Origin of the sequence: Variovorax boronicumulans (genome assembly GCF_030812215.1) — a bacterium.
In the GTDB taxonomy this organism is placed as follows: Bacteria; Pseudomonadota; Gammaproteobacteria; order Burkholderiales; family Burkholderiaceae_C; genus Variovorax; species Variovorax boronicumulans_C.
Genome location: NZ_JAUSSG010000006.1, coordinates 124,825 through 143,422, shown reverse-complemented (window position 1 = coordinate 143,422; position 18,598 = coordinate 124,825). Strand labels below are relative to the sequence as shown.

At 64.2% G+C, this 18,598-nt stretch carries 17 protein-coding genes; 3 read left to right on the top strand and 14 right to left on the bottom strand.

Annotated features, from left to right (window positions below; all coding sequences use genetic code 11):
- Positions 1-2 precede the first annotated feature (2 nt).
- From J2W23_RS17265 to moaC, 7 genes are all read right to left on the bottom strand, one after another.
- The gene (locus tag J2W23_RS17265; protein WP_307649588.1) at positions 3-4,220 is read right to left on the bottom strand and encodes a PilC/PilY family type IV pilus protein; all 4,218 of its coding nucleotides are present in this window, start codon (positions 4,218-4,220) and stop codon (positions 3-5) included.
- A gap of 18 nt (positions 4,221-4,238) precedes the next feature.
- On the bottom strand, positions 4,239-4,886 hold the full coding sequence (locus tag J2W23_RS17260; RefSeq protein WP_307649587.1) for a pilus assembly PilX family protein: 648 nt from the start codon (positions 4,884-4,886) through the stop codon (positions 4,239-4,241).
- Positions 4,883-6,091 (bottom strand): PilW family protein, encoded by a 1,209-nt coding sequence (locus J2W23_RS17255; RefSeq protein WP_307649586.1) that lies wholly within the window; start codon positions 6,089-6,091, stop codon positions 4,883-4,885. Before J2W23_RS17255 ends, J2W23_RS17260 begins: the two co-directional genes overlap by 4 nt.
- Positions 6,088-6,513 (bottom strand): type IV pilus modification protein PilV, encoded by a 426-nt coding sequence (gene pilV / locus J2W23_RS17250; RefSeq protein WP_307649585.1) that lies wholly within the window; start codon positions 6,511-6,513, stop codon positions 6,088-6,090. The genes J2W23_RS17255 and pilV overlap by 4 nt, the downstream gene beginning before the upstream one ends.
- Positions 6,510-7,100 (bottom strand): GspH/FimT family pseudopilin, encoded by a 591-nt coding sequence (locus tag J2W23_RS17245; RefSeq protein ID WP_307649584.1) that lies wholly within the window; start codon positions 7,098-7,100, stop codon positions 6,510-6,512. Before J2W23_RS17245 ends, pilV begins: the two co-directional genes overlap by 4 nt.
- Entirely contained in the window at positions 7,100-7,552 is a 453-nt protein-coding gene (locus J2W23_RS17240) for a type IV pilin protein (protein ID WP_307649583.1), read from the bottom strand. The genes J2W23_RS17245 and J2W23_RS17240 overlap by 1 nt, the downstream gene beginning before the upstream one ends.
- A gap of 184 nt (positions 7,553-7,736) precedes the next feature.
- Entirely contained in the window at positions 7,737-8,219 is a 483-nt protein-coding gene (moaC, locus tag J2W23_RS17235) for a cyclic pyranopterin monophosphate synthase MoaC (protein ID WP_307649582.1), read from the bottom strand.
- 126 nt (positions 8,220-8,345) lie between these two features.
- On the opposite strand from moaC, the gene J2W23_RS17230 reads away from it, so the two are divergent.
- Positions 8,346-9,923, top strand: a complete 1,578-nt coding sequence (locus J2W23_RS17230; protein WP_307649581.1) for a M48 family metalloprotease — start codon at positions 8,346-8,348, stop codon at positions 9,921-9,923.
- Positions 9,924-9,938: 15 nt separating this feature from the next.
- Here J2W23_RS17230 and J2W23_RS17225 read toward each other — a convergent pair whose 3' ends face one another.
- The 3 genes from J2W23_RS17225 to J2W23_RS17215 form a co-directional block, all read right to left on the bottom strand.
- Complete coding sequence (locus tag J2W23_RS17225) at positions 9,939-10,292, bottom strand: phage holin family protein (RefSeq protein WP_176661241.1); 354 nt, start codon at positions 10,290-10,292, stop codon at positions 9,939-9,941.
- Between the two features lie 88 nt (positions 10,293-10,380).
- Entirely contained in the window at positions 10,381-10,845 is a 465-nt protein-coding gene (locus J2W23_RS17220) for a hypothetical protein (protein ID WP_176661242.1), read from the bottom strand.
- A gap of 94 nt (positions 10,846-10,939) precedes the next feature.
- Entirely contained in the window at positions 10,940-11,686 is a 747-nt protein-coding gene (locus J2W23_RS17215) for a TerC family protein (RefSeq protein ID WP_307649580.1), read from the bottom strand.
- A gap of 494 nt (positions 11,687-12,180) precedes the next feature.
- Here J2W23_RS17215 and J2W23_RS17210 point away from each other — a divergent pair, with 494 nt between their 5' ends.
- Positions 12,181-12,645, top strand: a complete 465-nt coding sequence (locus J2W23_RS17210) for a DUF3717 domain-containing protein (RefSeq protein ID WP_307649579.1) — start codon at positions 12,181-12,183, stop codon at positions 12,643-12,645.
- A gap of 13 nt (positions 12,646-12,658) precedes the next feature.
- Positions 12,659-12,964 (top strand): putative signal transducing protein, encoded by a 306-nt coding sequence (locus tag J2W23_RS17205; RefSeq protein WP_176661245.1) that lies wholly within the window; start codon positions 12,659-12,661, stop codon positions 12,962-12,964.
- 19 nt (positions 12,965-12,983) lie between these two features.
- On the opposite strand, the gene J2W23_RS17200 is transcribed toward J2W23_RS17205, so the two are convergent.
- From J2W23_RS17200 to purB, 4 genes are all read right to left on the bottom strand, one after another.
- The gene (locus J2W23_RS17200; RefSeq protein ID WP_307649578.1) at positions 12,984-13,544 is read right to left on the bottom strand and encodes a YaeQ family protein; all 561 of its coding nucleotides are present in this window, start codon (positions 13,542-13,544) and stop codon (positions 12,984-12,986) included.
- Positions 13,545-13,578: 34 nt separating this feature from the next.
- The gene (locus J2W23_RS17195) at positions 13,579-15,711 is read right to left on the bottom strand and encodes a TonB-dependent receptor family protein (RefSeq protein WP_307649797.1); all 2,133 of its coding nucleotides are present in this window, start codon (positions 15,709-15,711) and stop codon (positions 13,579-13,581) included.
- Positions 15,712-15,800: 89 nt separating this feature from the next.
- Complete coding sequence (locus J2W23_RS17190) at positions 15,801-16,940, bottom strand: PepSY-associated TM helix domain-containing protein (RefSeq protein WP_307649577.1); 1,140 nt, start codon at positions 16,938-16,940, stop codon at positions 15,801-15,803.
- 141 nt (positions 16,941-17,081) lie between these two features.
- Entirely contained in the window at positions 17,082-18,461 is a 1,380-nt protein-coding gene (gene purB, locus J2W23_RS17185) for an adenylosuccinate lyase (protein ID WP_307649576.1), read from the bottom strand.
- Between the last annotated feature and the right edge of the window lie 137 nt (positions 18,462-18,598).

The window sequence follows — 18,598 nt, the reverse complement described above, 5'->3', positions numbered from 1 at the left end:
GGTCAGTCGACAGTCGGTATCTCGCGCCAGTTCAGCAGGCGCAGCGACATGCTCTTGGGCGGCCTGAATCCCACGTTTCTCAGATTCCCGACGACGTCGCCGGTGATGAGACGTGCCTTCCCATCGACACCGACAAATTTCAGGTCCGTGACTGCGGTGTCATAACTCACGAAGGTCGTGCCTTCGGGCGTAAGTGCCGACTGTCCGCTGCCGAAGTCGATCGCGTACACCCGGCTCTTGCCCGAAGGGCTGCATGCGTCGCCCGATGTCGACAGCGTGCTGAATGCCACGATGCCCGAGTAAGCCGTCGGACTGGACACCAGCCGCAACGGCACGTTCGATTCCGAACCCAACTCCATGTACCACCCCATCGACGTGGCCGAGAGCGCCACGCCGTCCGTCAGGCTGGTCAGCTCCGTCAGGTTGGCGCGCGTGATCGGCGTGCTCACGGGATTGAACGCGTTCGCGTTGCCGTCGAGGATCGCGTAGAACGTTTGCGCCTGTGAGGTGTTGATGTCGGTCGAGTCGAGCAGGCGACCGGTGCCGACCATCACATACCGCTTCTTGGTGAGCGGCTGGATCTCGATCAACGGCTGAGTCGTGATTGCCTGCGGCGTGCCACTGTTGCCGGCGCTCGCGAGCGTCGCAAGCTTCACAGGCGCCGGATACGAACCGGTGGCGGCGCGCGCCAGCGTGACATCGAAGCGCCAGAGCTGGCCGTCGAGGTCGCCTGCATAGATCGCGTCGGCGGTGCCGTCGGAAAAGTCGCGAATGAACGCCGACGCCTGCGTCAGGCCGTTGGACGCAGAACCCGTTCCGATCTTTTGCAGCAGCGCGCCGGTCTTGGGGTTCAGGATGTACAGGTAGCCGATGCCATCGCTGTTGTTGTAGCCCGAGGTCAAGACCACCACCCAGCCGTGTTTCTTGGTCTTGATGACCATCGGTTCGCCGAAGCTGTAGCCCATCGTCGAGTCCGTGAACTCCCACAGGACCTTGCCGGCAACATTGCTTTCGCTGGTCATGCTGGCGGGGTCGGTCACGTCGATCGCGTAGAAGGATTTTCCGCCCTTGCCCAGTCCGCCGATGAGCACCGAATGCCAGTCGGACGTGGCGCTGGATGTCGTCGTGAAGGTCCCGCCCGCATTGTTGAAATCGATATCGAACACCTTGGGCGTGGCGTCGACATAGTAGTGATGAAGGTAGTTGGGATTTCCCAGCTGCGCCAGGCCATCGACCGCGGGGGTGCCGTTCGGCCCCTGAAAGAGCGCACCCGGGATGTAGGCGAATCGCTCCGTACCGACCCCGGTGCCCGTCAGGCCGCCATTGAACGCGTGCAGCATGCCATCGTTGGCACCGACGTAAACCATGTTCGGGCGCGATGCCTTGGCCGTCTTGAATGCCGCATAGCCCAGGTTGACCGCGTCGGAGTAGTTCATGGACGGCGGTCCGACCGGCGTGACCTTGGCACCCACGATGTCGCCGAGCAGGAGCGCACGCTGCCGGTAGGGCTTGGAGGTGTCCGTGGAGGTTTTCTCGTTGCTTCGATCACCGCGCAGGTAATTCAGGTAGTTCGCGCTGTCGTCGCCGCTGGCGACATAGGTCGTTCGCAGGCTCGACAACAGGGTGGAACCGATACCGCCGGTGCCGCTGCGGAATGGAACGGCTGCCGAGCCATTCCAGGTCACGACATTTCTGCCGCTGTTCCATCCCGTTCCGGCGAGCTGCGTTTCGAGCGTCGTCGAACTCTGCCATTTGACCGTCGAAGTGGGCGTGCCATCCGCAGCAAAGGTGATCTGGCTCGCCGACAGCACGCCGGTCCACGCGCCGGCGTCGTACTGCGATGCATAGGACGCAGCGCCAAGCGAAGAAACTTGAACTGTCGAGAGAGAGAACGAGGTGGTGTAGGCCTTAATGGCGTTTGCAATGCTCTCGAATGCCCTCGTCAGGCCCGAAACCATAGTGTCTGGGCGCCCGGCAGTGAAATAGTTGTCAGGCTTCTTCTGCACGGTAGCGGGATTCGTGCGGGTATCGGTCAGGGTTTCGCCGTTGGTGGACCACCATGTATCCGGAATCGTGCCGACGTCATTGGCGTAGGGGTTGAAGTTGCTCGGAACCTTCAGTCCGCCGTACTTGGCCGCAAGATAGAACTGGTTATTGGCCTGGAAGGCTTGCTCGAGCACGTCCACCCAATAGGTCTGGACAGTTTGCTTGCCGACGGTCTGCGGCTTCCCTGTGACTTCAGGCCGGATGTCCGTGGTGTTTGCATCGTAGGCCAGCCCCGCAATGTAGGCAGAGTTGTCTCGGCCGCTGTAGCTGTTGGTGTTGCCGATGTTGCCCAGCCCTTGAAGGTTCCCGACCTTGTTGGTTGCGGTCACCGCATTCACCGTGTCCGTGGTGAAGTCGGGCGCAGCCGGCTCGCGGGTTCTGTAAGCCGTATTGCCTGGCACGTTTTTGTCCACGTGTGTGTAGATGTCGCCGATGCCGAGGACGAAGTTGCGCTGACAGGAATACTGGATCGGATCGGTCCAGCCGGTCACTACAGGAAAGCCGTCGAGATAGATCTTCTTGGTATTGGCATCGGCGCCGCCCATGTCGCTCCAAGACGAAATGTTGCCCAAATTCTTGTAGTAGCGGAGCACGGCGTAGTACATCTCGCTGACGGGGTCATAACTTTTATAGTTGCCTGGTATGAGTTGACCAAACTTGTTCAAGTAGTTGACAACACCGCTGTCATTGATCTGGATCCCGGTTGCCTCGGTCGTGGCAGTTGCATCTGCGCTGTTCGGGTTCTGGAAAAAGACGCCGGTCGTATCGCTCCACTCCTTCTGGGTGTTGTCGACGTTCGGCAGGCCGGGCCGGGGCTGCGTTGGACCCACGAACTTCTGGCCTGCGCGCATGACGCCGCCATCGCGCTGGTCGCTGCCGTCGTTGAGGTAGCCGAAGGCGCTGAAACGCATCTTCTGCGAGTACTTCTGAATGAGGCCTTCAGGCTTGTAGTTGCTCCCGTACGCCTTGCAATTGGCTTCGACTCCCACAGAAGAGTCACAGACCTTGACGCGCATCGTCAAATCGTAAATGCCGTCTACGCCGATCGCGTTTTGATAGGGCGTGGCGCCGCTGGCGTCATTCGGGCTACCGTCGATTGGATTGCTGAATTTCTTGAACACACCTGGAGATGACGGCGTTTGCCACAACAGGCGTATCTCGGCGTCTCCGCCACTGTCGTAATGTTGCAGCCGTATGCTGAAATTGCTCCCCGCGGTCAACGTGATCTGGGCGCTGTCATCGATAGTCGATCCGTGGCCTGTCCAGTTGTTGATTACGCGATTCGTATCGCTGAAATTGTTGTTCCCGGTTTTATCGATCCAAAGTCGCACCCCGTCGTCGGAGATTGTTCGGAAAACATAGGTTCCAGTAACAGGAGCCTTGAAGGTTCCAGTGAAACGAGTCGAAAAATTATCTGCATTGACGTTGGTCGCCGGACTGCCGCTCCAAGCGTAGTCTGCGGTTGCATTGTTGTTGGTGGACACAACCGTGCCGGTGGCTGTGATGTTGTTGAAATATTCACCTTTCAATACCCGTGTCGGTGCCACCGTGAAGCGCATGCGAAAGCCCATGCCGTTCACGCGCAGAAGCATCGCGGCTTTGTTGGCATCGGTCAGAGGCGTCGCTCCAACGCTGTCTGCTGCGGAAATCGACCGATCGCCGAACAGGCCTTGTCCAGAGTGCCAACCCTTTTCAAGAATTGTTCTGTTGGTCTCGTCGACGACACGGCGTCCGCCGGTCATTGCCCAGCGAAACGGATCGATGGTGGCTGTGCCCGCCCAGTTCAGGAAGTTGCCACTCCATTTGTCGTCATTGGTCCCCGTACATGTGTGGTTCGTTGCCGAGGCCGCTGGATAAAAGTAGCTTGTGTTGCCGGTGGCTGTGCTATTTGCGGTAGCGTCGTACTGATACAGGTAGCACTTGTCCGGGTCGAAATATCCGAGGAAGGTTGCCGCGCTCGAATAGTTATCGGTGTGCGCCGTGCGCGATGCGGTGGGCCATTCAACCGACAGCGCCAATGCAAGGTTGCCCGGAACGTCGGACGTCGAGAAGATCGGTTGATCCGCCAGCGTCGTGGCGGATGCATACAGCGTTGCACTGAGTGTGGCAGCAACTGCTGCAGCAACACCGACGCGCCGAAGTGCGCCCGAGAAAGAACTGAATTCGGGTTTCATGAATGCGCCTTGCTTGCGTTACTCAGGATTGGTGAAAGAGGTCTGCATGAAGACCTGCGTGTCCCGGGGGCCGTCCACGCGAATGCTCAAGCGGTAGATCGCCGGAACCGGCGCGGGCAGGTCGTCCTGCGCGCGCTGGCTGCTGCCGCCTGTGACCTGGGTGTTCGAGGGGGTGTAGACGCAGCGCGTCTTGCCGAGCGTCGCAAAACTGCCGGCTGTGTTGCACAGGCGATCGATGACATAGCGCACCTTCACGTCGGAGGTTCCGCCTTCGATATCGGCGCCTGTCGGTGCAAACGTGTTGCCATAGACATCGGAGCCAGTGGGGCCGCTTCCCTTTTTCATCAACACGTCGGGGATGCCTCGGGCGTTGGTCACCAATTCGATTGCGCTGTAGTTGGCTGAAGGCAGGCTTGCAGCTGTCTTGGTGGCGTTGTCGAGCGCTCCCCCCGCCGTGAATGCCGTCATGACCTTGGAGACGGCCAGCTCGCCCTGATTGAGCAGGTCCCGCTTGAACGCAAGGTTGCCCGCGCCGGCCAGGGAGGTATCCATCGACCGCATCACAGCCACGCCGCCGGCGAGCAGAACCACCAGGATGACGAGGCAGAAAAGCAGCACGACGCCGCGCTGCCGCGTGCGACCGGATCGCATATGGGTTTTCTTCATGACGTAGGGAGCAACAGCATGTTGCGCAATGGAATCGTGGTTTCAATGACGCGATAGCGGAAGTGCCGCTCGGGCTCGCTCAAGTTGACGGTGCGATGGAGTGCCGCGTCGAGATCGTTGAACATGCCGAGCGAGGTGGGCGACACGGGGTCTTTCTCGGCGAGGGCGCTGCGCATGACCAGAGCGACGCGAACCGCAACGATTTGTCTGAGCGTGCTCGGCGTCGTCATGGCCGTGGCAATGGCGTAGGTCCCGGTGGGCGCCGTCCATGAGTCCACCTTGCCGTCGTTGTTGGTGTCCAGGCCATACAGCGCATGGAGTTCGACGACGCCGTCGGCCAGCGCCTGCAGGGCTTGTGCATCGGCTCCAGCGTCCGCGCCGGTGCCGGCCATGCGCATCAGGTCGTAGCTGAACAAGGTCCGGTTGTCGCCCACGCCGATGAGCTGGAACTGGATGTTGTTGGCTCCGGCGTTGCCCAGCGTGGTGACGTAGGCGGAGCCGCTCGCAGCGAACGTCGCAAGTGACGTGGTGGGGCCGCTCGAGGTGAAGTACGTTCCTCCGAGCGGAAGCGTTTCGTTGGCCGCCGCACTGAATGCGGTGGCATCGGTCACATTGACTTGTTCGATGAGGCAGTCGGTCGTGCCTTCCTGCGTGACGAGCACGATGTCGTTGTGTGCAAGGCCCACGGTGTTGTCCAGGCGCAGGTTGTTGGTGCCGGGTATGCCGGAGCGCACCGGGCGGGGGACATCGCCCGCGGCGGCGTTTCCTCCCATCACGACAAGAACGTCGGAGCCTGATGACGACTGGTCTTGCGCAATCAGCAAAGGCGCCAGGTAGAGCTCGCCGGACCCACCCAACACGCCCGCGAACGGCGCGGGAAAGGCTGCGCCTCGCGGCAAGATGGTCGTCGCTGCCGCACCGACGGGTCGCGCAGCACTGAGCTTGCAGCCGAAAGCGCCAAGGTTCCAGGCCTGCGTGAAGCTAGAACCTGCACTTCGCAAGACTCGGTCCAGAACATAGGCGCCGAAGGCACCGCTCTGGCCCATGTCGTTGGTGGACGTGGTGGTTCGCTTGTGTGCTTCGCCGATGCTCACCACGCTGGTCACGGCCAGGGTGACGATCAAGCCGATGGTCACGGCGACCAGCAGTTCGATCAGCGTCATGCCGCGCATGCGCGCAGCACCGGAGTGCGTCATGTATTTCATGTGGGAGGCAGGGTGACCCGGGTTTTGAGCTGGCTCTTGGCCTCGCTGTCGCGGCGTTGCGGTGCTTTCCATTGGATGAGCACGTCAGCGCTGTTTGCGATGCCGGCGACCGCCGTCACGCTGATTTCTCCGTTGGGAAGGCCGCCCTTGTCTTGATCCTTTACCCGCGCTTCCCAATCCGAGCCGGCGCCGGTCGCCACGGTCACGGACTTGTTGATCCACATCGTGGTTGCGATCTCGTTGGCAATCAGGGCGGCACGGTTGCGATCCTCCGCATCGACGGAAAGGCTGATGGCTCGCGCCTGCAAGCCGATCAAACCCAGCACACCGAGTGAAAACAGCAGGATGGAGACGAGCACCTCGAGCAGGGCGACGCCTGCCTGCCGGCGCTGGCGAGTCCGAAGATTGGAATTTTTGGTCATGGGCAGCCGTCCGGTTGACCCGACGAAAGACTTCTGTTCGGGTCGCAGATGCGGACTTGGCCGCCGAGTGCGACTAGCACCCGCAGGGGTCGATCGGCGCCCGGCAAGGTGACGTTGTATGTCGGGGGGATCGACGCGGCATCGCAACTTGTGCTGCCGGAAACGCCGGTGCCCGAGTTGGCAACCAGCCGGCCCATCGAGTTGAAGCAAACGGCTGCCGGCCCGGTGATCTGGACATCGGAGCCGACGGATCCGAGAACGCCAGACGCGACGAAGACATCGGTATCGTCCGTCAGCAGCTTGATCACATTGATCGACCAATTGCGGCCGTTGTCTGCGGCAGCCAGGCTGGTCTGCGGGGCCGTGCTGTTCGTCAAGGAAAAAACCACTTGGCGGCTGCGGCGCAAGGCTTCCGTTTGCGCTTGGCGCAACCCGTTCTGGAGCGAGTCCGCAACGGTGCGGATCTTGTTGTTCCGGATCCAGGCCCCCATCGACGGAACCGCCAGGGCCATGAGGATGCTGAGCAAGGTGATCGTTACCATCAGTTCGATCAGGCCGAATCCCGAGGAACGGTCGGGGCGCGCCATCAGCACGCGCCTTTCTTCATTACCCAGTTGTTGCTACAACTGCTCCAGCCAGCAACACCGCTGACGGTGGAAGCCTTGTCTCCTCGCTGGTTGATGGTGAAGGTGAACCCGTTCACTGCCCCGGTGCCCACCGCTTGCAGCGAATAAGTTGTCGCCGTGGGAGTTCCTACACAAGAAACGGTAAAGCTGCCAACGGTGGAGGATGTGCAGGGTCCGGCGCCGACGAAGGTGCGGTTGTCCTGGAAGTACCGTTCCATATCGGCCTTCGCGATCGAGAGCGCATTGGCGCCGTCGACCAATTTGCCGCGCAATACGTAGTCCCTGTAGCTGGGAAGCGCAATGGCTGCAAGGATGCCGATGATTGCCACGGTGATCATCACTTCGATCAGCGTGAAGCCAGTCACGCGATCGAGGCGGCGAGTGGCTTTATGTGGGGGCGATAGTTTGATCAACGAAGACACCTTTGGGGGTTGAGACGATCACCGCCGCACCAGCGCGGCAACGATCAGAATCAATTGTCAAAGGATGTCTTTAATTGTGTCTTTTTGCAAAACCGCTCAGCGCTCGATCAAGACCTTTCGTCGGGCGTCGAGCGGTCGCAGCAGGCTGCAACCCTAAAAATTGGTGAGTGCCCGCTCACTCGGCCACCCAACTCCCCGACTTCCCCCCATGCTTCTCCAACACATGCACATCGGTGATCCGCATCCCCCGGTCCACCGCCTTGCACATGTCGTAGATCGTCAACAGCGCCACCTGCACGGCCGTCAGCGCTTCCATCTCCACGCCGGTCCGTCCGACCGTCTCGACGGTCGCCGTGCAAGCCACCTGCGGCGCGCTGCCCCCTTCGGCCAGCGCAAACGCCACGGCCACGCGCGTCAACGCCAGCGGATGGCACAGCGGAATCAGGTCGCTTGTCTTCTTTGCCGCCTGAATTCCGGCGATCCGCGCGATGCCCAGCACATCGCCCTTCTTCGCCGTGCCGGATTCGATCAGCGCCAGCGTCGCGGCCTGCATCTCGATGCGTCCCGTGGCCACGGCCACGCGGTGGGTGGCGGGCTTGGCGGCCACGTCGACCATGTGGGCCTGGCCCTGGGCGTCAAAATGGGTGAGGGTGTTCATGGGTTGGGTACCTTCGTACTTCGCACTGCGGTGCGCGCTTGCTTGCTTGGGGCGGCCCGGCGCGGCGCTCATGGGTGAACGTTCGTTTTGAAGATGCATCATACGAGCCCGAGCCATGGACGAGGAATGCTGCGCTTGACTCCCTCCGCAAAGCCAAAGACCACCGCAACGCCCACCCTGCGCGCGCTATGCGCTTCCGTTTTGATAGCGGCGCAGGCCCTGTTGCCGATACCCGCCGGCGCGCAGATGCAGCCGATCCTGCCCGGCCTCGGCGACGGCGGCGAAATGACCGCCAGCGCCGAGCGCAGCCTCGGCGACCAGATCGCCCGCGAGTTGTACCGCGACACCGACTACATCGACGATCCGGTGATCGCCGCCTATGTCCAGGAGATCTGGCAGCGCCTCTTGACCGCCGCCCGCGCGCGCGGCGAGCTCACGCCCGAACTGGACGAGCGCTTCGCCTGGACCGTCGTGCTGGGTCGCGACCGCAACATCAACGCCTTTGCGCTGCCGGGCGGCTACCTGGGCCTGAACCTCGGGCTTGTGGCTGCTGTCGGCAGCCGCGACGAGCTGGCGACGGTGCTCGGGCACGAGCTCTCGCACGTCACGCAGCGCCACATCTCCCGGATGATGAGCAAGCAGGGCAAGCAGATGCCGCTGATGATCGCGGGCCTCATTCTCGGGATGATCGCCGCCAGCAAGAGCCGCAACGGCGATGCCGGCCAGGCCGTGATCATGGGCAGCCAGGCGCTCTTCATGCAGAACCAGCTGAGCTTCTCGCGCGACATGGAGCGCGAGGCCGACCGCATCGGCTTCGGCGTGATGACGCAGGCGGGCTTTGCGCCGCAGGGCGCGGCGGCCATGTTCGAGAAGCTGCAGTACGCCTCGCGCCTGAACGACAACGGCTCTTACCCGTACCTGCGGAGCCACCCGCTCACGACCGAGCGCATCTCCGACATGCAGGGCCGCTTCCAGTTCCGCATGGACACGGCCCCCGCGCTGCCGCTCGAAATGGACCACGCGATGATCGCCTCGCGTGCCCGCGTACTGACGCGGCCGGGCGTCGACGTGCTGCGGCTCTGGATCCAGTCGGCCGCCAGCGGCGAGTTCGCCAAAAGCACGCCGGCCCAGCAGGCCGGCACGCTCTACGCGGCGGCGCTGGCAGCCAAGGAACTGCGCGACTACAAGGCGGCGCGCGCGCTGGCCGAGCGGCTCGTCGCGCGCACCACGGAAGACCCGGCCGCGGCGAAACAGGCGCGCTGGCTCAGTGCCGAGATCGAGCTGGCCGCCGGCGCCCCGGCCAAGGCGGCAGCGCTCCTCGATGCCAAGTCGAAGGAGCGGCCCGAGATGATCCTCGCAGCCGAAGCCGCGACCGCCACGCGCCAGCCCGCGCCGATGATTCCCGTGCTGCGTGACTGGGTGGCCGCCAATCCGCGCGATGCCACGGCTTGGCGCGTGCTGAGCAACCTGTATGGCGCGCAGAACGACACGCTGCGTGCGGTGCGCGCCGACGCCGAAGCCAACGTGGCGATCCTCGACTACCCCGCGGCGCGCGATCGTTTCAAGGCGGCGCAGGAACTGGTGCGCAAGTCGGGCGCTTCGGGTGCGCCGATCGATCACTACGAGGCGTCGATCATCGACACCCGCGCACGGGCCGTCGATGCGCTGGTCAAGCAGCAGGCGGAAGAGCCGCCGCTGAAGTAGCCGTGTTGCTGCTGCTCAGCGCCTGGAGAGCAGGCCGCCCAGCGCGGTCTCGATGAGAAGGCCCAGCAGCGAGTAGATCAACGAGCCGATCAGCGCGGCCACGAAGCCGTTGACGTGAAAGCCGCCGAGGAGCCCCGACGCGGCCCAGAACAGCAGCGCGTTGATCACGAACAGGAAGAGCCCGAGGGTGACGATGGTGACCGGCAATGTCAGCACCACCAGCACCGGCCGCACGATCATGTTGAGCAATCCGATCACTGCGGCCGCGATGAGCGCGGAGCCGAAGCTGTTGACCTGGACACCGCTGTAGAGATAGGCCACCGCCAGCAGCGCGACGGCGCTGAGCAGCCATTTGATGATGATGCGCATGCGGCGCAGGATACCCCAGCGCTCCCAAAACAACGAGCCCCGGTGCGTTGCCGCACCGGGGCTCGTAAGAAGGGGGTCGCCTTGCGGCTTACTCGGCCAGTTCGTTCGCCAGCACCAGCAATGCGCCCATGCCCATCACGGCGCCGGGAAAGGCCCAGCCCGATTGATGCGCGGGCGTCTGGTCGGGCGTGACCGGCTCCAGGTCGACGCCGATCTTCGGGCGACGCGCATCGACCACGTGGGATGCACCGTGCTCGCGCTTGAGTTGCACCGTGAGGTCCGCCAGCGGCCCTTTGGCCAGCACCGCCGTCACCTCTCCGCCGTTGCGCTCGAGCAGGGGCAGCAACTGCGCCTGCACCTTGCTGAACCACTTGGCGCGCCAGTTCTCGCGTGCGCTGTGGCTCACCCACTTGCTGATGCGATGTGTCATGCGCGGCGCGCAGGCCACGAGCACCCAATGGCGCGCCACGACGCTGTTGGCATCCGGCGCGAGTTCGGCGAACTGCTCGCTGGCATACACGGCGTCGTCGACATAAAGAATGATCTTTTCCATGAGTGCTCCTTCAGATAGTTAGAGTGGCAGAGACTGGTTTGGACAGGAAAGTTTCTCAGCGAAGTTTCTGGCGATCAATGGGGTATGCCAGTGCTCAGCCGGTCGTCACGGCCGTTTCCGGCTTGTTGCGGGCCTGGCGCATGGCCACCCACTTGCCGATCGCGAGCACCAGCAGCGCACCAGCGATGCCGGCTGCGTACTTGATCGTGTCGGTCTGCGGCACCTTCGGCACCCAGGTCCAGTTGGCGGGGTTCGCCAGGGCCGGGTCGGACACGGCCATCGTGCCGGCGATCCAGCCGAGCAGCATGCCGCCCAGCGTGATGATCATCGGGAAGCGGTCCATCAGCTTGATGACCAACTGGCTGCCCCAGACGATGATCGGAATGCTCACGAGCAGGCCGAAGATCACGAGCGGCATCTGGTGGCCTTCGCCCGCACCCTGTGCGGCGCCGGCGATGGCGATCACGTTGTCCACGCTCATCACCAGGTCGGCCACGATCACGGTCTTGACGGCGCCCCACAGCTTGTCGCTGCCGGCGATGTTGCCGTGCGCGTCGTCATGTTCGGGAGCCAGCAGCTTCACGCCGATCCACAGCAGCAGGATCGCACCCACCAGCTTCAGGAACGGAATGGCAAGGAGCGTGAGCGCAAAGAAGATCAGGATCACGCGCAGCACGATCGCGCCGGCGGTGCCCCACAGGATGCCCTGGGTGCGTTGGGCGGGCGGCAACTTGCGGCACGCCAGCGCGATGACGACGGCGTTGTCGCCACCGAGCAGGATGTCGATCATGATGATCTGACCGACAGCGACCCAGAATTCCGGGGTCATGAACTGTTCCATAGGTTCCTCTTTGTCTTCGCGCCGTCCTGCCGTTCCTTGCGTGGATCGCGACGGGCAGGCGCATACCGATGCGTTTCGATTCATCCCGCACGGGGCTGGTCGAAAGCGAGGAAACGAAGACGCCGGGTGACTCCGGGGACTTGCGAACGCTTCGACCAAACCTGCACAGGTTCAAATCGAAGGTCTTGCTCGACAGCGCCTGCGCCAGTGCGCATGCGTTGTCCGAAAGGCCGGAAGTGTTGTGCTTCGTATTGACGACCTGTCGATTTCCGCCGTTGTGCACGACGGTCGGGAGCTACTCCCCTTCGTGGGCGGGATTAGAGCATCGAAGAACACGCCGTGGCAATCGAAAGTTTTCAGCCATTCGATGAGAACCGCTTGGGAAGGCCTGTGAGCAGGAGCTCTCGTGCTATCTAATTTGTAGCGACCATGTCCCTTCGAGGTTGCGGGACATTGGCGGACTATGATCGCCGCTCGCTGCTTTTTCACTCCCCATGGCCGCCATCCACATCACCGACATCGAGGCCGCCATCAACCACTGGCGCGAGAAGAGTCCCTCGCCCGACGGCATCACGCTGGCGCCCGAATTGCGCGCGCTGGCCGAGGTCTACGCGCTCATGGTGTTCCACCACGAGGACGAAGTCGACGAGGTCGGCTTTCCCGCCAAGGCCTGGGCCGCCTGGCTCGACTGGTACCACAGCACCCCCGACACGCCCTGCATCGCGATCTGCTCCACCAGCCAGGGCGACGACGAATGCAAGGGGTGCGGCCGCACCTTCGACGAAGTGCAGCACTGGCCCGCCATGACGCCCGTCGAGAAGCGCGTGACCTGGCGCCGCATCACGATGGAAGACTCGGCCTGGCGCTTCAACAAGTACGCCGAGCGGGCGCGTGAAGCCGAACCGCCGCAGTGGCCCGACGACCCCGCCGAACCCCTCGGTCCCGACGACACGCCCTGAAGAGGCAATTGCCGTGCGTCGTCTTGCCCAAGCGCCCAATCTCGCCATCGCGACCTTGTGGGTGCACGCCCTGCGTGAAGACGGCGTCGAGGCCTCGGTGCAGCGCGAGTTCCTCGGCGCCGTGATGGGCCAGTTGCCGCCCGACCAGTGCCTGCCGGAAATCTGGATCGACGACGAGAGCCAGTTTGAGCGCGCCAAGGAATTGCTGCATGCGGTGCAGCACCGACCCCAGCACGACTGGCAATGCGTGTGCGGCGAGCGGATCGAGGGCGGCTTCGAGCAGTGCTGGCAGTGCGGCGAGATGATGCCGGCCGCCTAGCGCTGCAAAAGCAGAAGAGCTACTTCCAGCGAAGCAGCTCGACGTCGATGCTGTTCGTGCCGTCTCCCAGCGTCAGCGTGTTTTCCTGGATCGTCGCCTGCAGCTGCATGCTGCGCTGCGCGAGCGCGGCCAGCGCCTGCGAGGCCTCGGTCGGCACGCGGTAGACCTTCAGGTTCTGCGGCCGCGTCAATTTGTTCTCGATGCCGCGCCACCAGATCTCGGCGGCGTGGTTGAAGCAGTAGACGATCACCTCGTCCGCCTTGCCGCAGGCCTTGATGATGGGTTTGTCCTCGGGCTGCCCGACCTCGATCCAGATCTTGGTCTCGCCCGTGAAGTCGCGCAGCCACACGTCCGGCTCCTCGACGTTCGAGAGGCCCGCGCCGAAGGCCAGCGTGCCGTCGCCCTGGCAGATGTCCTGCAGCTGGTGGGCGTTGAGCGCGAGCGCGACGAGCCGGATCATCATCCGCTCGTCGGTCTCGCTCGGGTGGCGCGCCAGGGTCAGTGCATGGTCGGCGTAGTAGCCGTGGTCGATGTCGGCCACCGCGAGGGTGGCCTTGAAGATGGTGGATTTGAGGGCCATGGGTGCGCGAGTGTATGCCCGCGCTCCCTTGGCTTCAGAACGCCACCGACGCCTGCAGGTACAGCGTGCGCGGCTGTCCGACGTACTTGCCGCCGTTGTTGTCCACCGAGCGGTTGTAGTAGCGGCGATCGAACAGGTTCTTGATGCCGACGGCCAGCTTCAGGTTGCTCATCGACGGGCCGAAGTCGTAGGCGGCGCGCAGGTTCACGGTGCTGTAGCCCGGGATGTTGCCGAGGCGGCCGGTCGAATCTTCGAGCGTGACGTACGGCTTGCCATCGTCCGGCGAGCCCGGCGAGCGCTGCTTCGACTGCGCATACACGTCGGCATTCAGCGTCCACGGACCGCGCTCGTAGCGCGCGCCCAGCGTCAGGATCTGGCGCGAGTAGAACGGCAGGTCGCGGCCGGCGAAGTTGCCGGCCTTGGACGTGGCCTGCGTGTAGGTGTACGTGCCCGACACCGACAGGCCCTTGAGCGATGCGCTCAGGTCGCCGAGGTCGTAGCGCAGCGCCGATTCCAGGCCGCGGTGGCGCGTGGCGCCCAGGTCGGTCCATTGGCCGACGTCGCCGGTGATGGAGCGGGCGAGCTGCAGTTCCTTGTCGAAGTTGATGTTGAACAGCGTCAGCTCGCCGCTCCAGGCTTCGCCCTTGTACTTCGTGCCGATTTCGTAGGTCTTGGCCTTCTCGGGGTGCAGGCTGGTGGTGGACTGCGCGAGCTGGGCGTACTGCTGCGGGCCGAACGACACGCCGGCATTCGCGAACAGCGTCCAGCGTTCGCTCGCGCGGTAGAGCACCGACAGCGTCGGCAGCACCTCGTTGGATTCGATCTTCGGATAGATCGCGTTCGTGACGCGGTTGTTCGCTACGGTGAACACGTCGTTGTGCGAGCGGAAGGATTCGTAGCGCACGCCGGGCGTGACCGTCCAGTTGCCGAAGTCGATGCGGTCGTCGATGTAGAACGCGTGCGCAATCGTGCCGCCCGTGCTGGTCTGGTACGGCGCCTGGGTGAGGCTGTAGGCGTTCTCCAGGGGCGAGGGCGTGTAGTAGCGGGTGCGCGCCGCCACCTCGGAGGCTTGTTCCCTGAGATAGCGGAAGCCGACGCTGACTTCCTGCACCACACTGCCCGAATCGATCAGGCGCGAGTAGCGGGGCTCGACAGCAAAGGTCTTGTAGTTGCGCGGTGCGGTGGTCAGGCGCCGCTTGCCGGCGTTGGCGCCGGTGCCTTCCTGCTCCAGGTAACTGCTGCGGTACGAGTCGGTGTAGTACGTCAGCATCTCGAACTTGTTCACGCCGTCGTTGTGCGTGTACTTGATCGAGCCGTCGGTGCGGCTGCCGGTGAATTCGTCGAAGGGGCGGTCCGACTGGAACGGGTTCGCTGCGAACTGCGCGGTGGTCAGCCCGCCCGGCATGCGGCCCTTGCCTTCGAAGCGGTGCAGCGAAATGGCGATGTCGTCGGTGTTCGAGATCCGGTAGGCGCCCTTGAGCATCAGGTCGTCGATGCTGGTGTGGTCGTTGCTCTGGCGAAAGCCGTCGCCATGCGTGCCCGAGTACAGCAGCGCGAGGCCCAGGCCGTTCTCGTTGGTGCCGCCGACGAACAGCGTGGGCGTGGTCTTGGTGCCGCCGCCGCGGCTCGCGCCTTCGACGCCCACGCCGACTTCACCCGAGAACTGCTTGGGAATCGCGCGCGTCACGAAGTTGATGATGCCGCCCACGTTCTGGGGGCCGTAGCGCACCGAGCCCGCGCCGCGCACCACGTCGACCGTCTCGATGCTGCCGAGCGACAGCGGCGCGAGCGACAGTTGCGGCTGGCCGTAGGGCGCGTAGGCGAGCGGCACGCCGTCCAGCAGGATGGTCGAGCGCGGGGAGAGGCGCGAGGTCAGGCCGCGCACGCCCACGTTCAGCGAGATGTCGCTGCCGCCGGTGCCGTTGCTCTCCTGCACCTGCACGCCCGGGATCTGGCGCAGCACGTCGCGCACGCTGGAGGCGCCGCTTTCCTGGATCTGCTTGCGCTCGACGATGCTGCGCGCGCCGGCGTGCTCGAGCACCTTGGTCTCGTTGGGGCTGGCGAGCCAGTCGCCCGTGACGGTGATGGTCTCCAGCGACTTCGACGGGTCGGCGGCAGGTTCTGCGTCGGCTGCGAAGCTCTGCAGGCTCAGGGGCAACAAGGCCATCGCGATGGCGGTGCGTTTGTGCGGGAACAAGGGGGAACTCCTCCGGGATAAAAAACAGAAAACGTGCGGCGGGCCGTGGGGCTTCTTCTTCAGGACGTCGTTCGACTGGAAAGCGCGTTGTTGTTGCGGGCCGCGGCGGCCATGGCGCGTCGGCGCCACCAGAGCCAGATGCCGCTGAAACCCAGGCCGCCGAGTGCCAGGCCGAGCAGCGCGGTGACGATCTGGTGGGCCACGCCGCCCAACTCGCCCGTGTGCAGCGGAAAGATCACCGCCACCGCGCCGTTGCCGGCATCGAGGTCCTGCCATTTGCGCGCGGCCAGCACCTCCCCGCTGACGGGGTTGAGCCACACCGAGCTGATGCCGTTCGGGTGCGGATCGTCGGCAAGGCGGAAGCGCACGCGGATCGGGCGGTCCGCCTTGCCGGGCACCAGCACGTAGCCGATCGGCTGGCCCGGAAACACCTGCTGCGCGCGGGCCACGAGTTCGTCCAGCGGCATGCGCGGGCCGCTGGCGCTGCCCTTGGCGATGGCCGGCGCCTTGACCGGCTTTTGCCCCATGGCGGCGGAAATGAAATCGCCCAGTGGTCGCCAGGCCATGTAGGCGCCCGTGGCGACAGACACCGCGATCAGGAGGCCGAGCACCGCGCCGCCCGTGCGGTGCAGGTCGAACAGCCCGCGCAGGAGGCCGCGGTTCAGCACGATGCGCAGCGACGGCGGCCAGCGCACCGGCCACCACAGCACCAGGCCCGTCACCAGCAGGAACAGGTAGGACAGCGCCACGAAAGCCAGGATGCCCTTGCCGGTGCTGTCGAGCAGCAGGCTGTTGTGGATCTTGTAGGCCAGGTTGTAGAAACCCTCCTCGGCGCCGCGCCGGCCTTGCTCGGTGCCGTTGGCGGGGTCGAGGTAGAGCGTGCCGTTCCACTTGCCGCGCACCAGCACCCAGAGCGTTTCGTCGGCGTGGTGCGGCGGGCGCAGCGTGAAATTGGTGTCGGGGCCGAACTCGGACACGATGCGCCGGCGCAGCGGCTCGAGCGGCAATGCGGCCGCAGCCGCGATGGCATCACCCGCGCTGCGCGAGACGAAGAGATCGGAATGGACCTTGCGGTCGATCGGCTGGGCCACCACCAGCACTGCGCCGAGCAGCGCGGTAAGGGCCAGGATCGGGCCGAGCGTGAGCCCGGTCCAGCGGTGAATTTTCAGCCAGAGACGTCGCAGCGGAGCGCGCAGCATGAATCACGGGGACCTCGAGGAGTCCCGTCATGGTTGTTGGCTGGCGCACCCGTGAAAAGGCGCGTTGGCTGGAAAGTTTGGGGGGCCGCGATCGCGTCAGACCAACCGTTCGCTGCGGTGGGTGGATCGATACACGGGAACTTAGATTCTACTGGCGAGTTCCGCGGCCTTGCCGACGTAGCTGGCGGGCGTCATGGCTAGAAGGCGGGCTTTTTCCTCGTCCGGAATGGCCAGCGAACGGATCAGCCCATGCAGCGCCTCGGCCGTGACGGTCTTGCCACGCGTCACTTCCTTCAGTTGCTCGTAGGCGCCCTGCACGCCGTAGCGGCGCATCACGGTCTGGATCGGCTCGGCCAGCACTTCCCACGATGCGTCGAGGTCTTCGGCCAGCGCCTCTTCGTTGAGTTCGAGCTTGCCGAGGCCCGTGGCCAGGCTCGCATAGGCCAGCGTCGCATAGCCGAAGGCCACGCCGATGTTGCGCAGCACCGTGCTGTCGGTCAGGTCGCGCTGCCAGCGGCTGATGGGCAGCTTCTCGCTCAGGTGGCGCAGCACCGCGTTGGCCAGGCCCAGGTTGCCTTCGGCGTTCTCGAAGTCGATCGGGTTGACCTTGTGCGGCATCGTCGAGGAGCCGATCTCGCCCTTCTTCAGGCGCTGCTTGAAGTAGCCCAGGCTCACATAGCCCCAGATGTCGCGTGAGAAGTCGACCAGGATCGTGTTGGCGCGCGCCACCGCGTCGAACAGCTCCGCCATGTAGTCGTGCGGCTCGATCTGGATGCTGTACGGCTGGAAGCTCAGACCGAGGCCCAGTGGCGCGGGCGTCTCGATGACCTTGCGGCTGAAGGCCTCCCAGTCGAAGTCGGGCCAGGCGGCCAGGTGGGCGTTGTAGTTGCCGACGGCGCCGTTCATCTTGCCCAGCAGCTGCACCGAGGCGATCTGCGCGCGGGCCTTCGACAGGCGCACGGCCACGTTGGCGATTTCCTTGCCGACGGTGGTCGGGCTGGCGGTCTGGCCATGGGTGCGAGAGAGCATCGACACGCCGGCGAACTGGTGCGCCATTTCGCGCAGCTTGGCGATCAGGCCGTCGATGGCGGGCAGCACCACCTTTTCGCGCGCGGCCTGGATCTGCAGGGCGTGGCTGGTGTTGTTGATGTCTTCGCTGGTGCAGGCGAAGTGCACGAACTCGGCGGCGGCCAGCAGCTCGGGCCGGGCTTCGAACTTGGACTTGATCCAGTACTCGACGGCCTTCACGTCGTGGTTGGTGGTTTTCTCGATCTCCTTGATGGCCAGCGCATCGGCCTCGGAAAAGTGGGAGACCAGGCCCAGCAGGTACTTGCGGGCGCCGCCGGTGAGGGGCTTGAATTCGGCGAAGCCGCAGTCGGACAGCGCAATGAACCACGCCACCTCGACCTGCACGCGCCGGTGCATGTAGCCCTGTTCGCTCATCAGCGGGCGCAAGGCCGCGAGTTTGGCCGCGTAGCGGCCGTCAAGGGGGGAGAGGGCGGAGACGGTGGAAAAGCTCATGCCCGAATTTTAGGCGGCCGGCGGTCCGTGGGGCCGTACCGACACATCGGGGTGGATCCGGGCCCCTGGTGGTTCCGTTCACCTAAAATGATTATGAACAAGTGTTATCAGGTTGAGAACAAAGGGAGAGAGCCTTC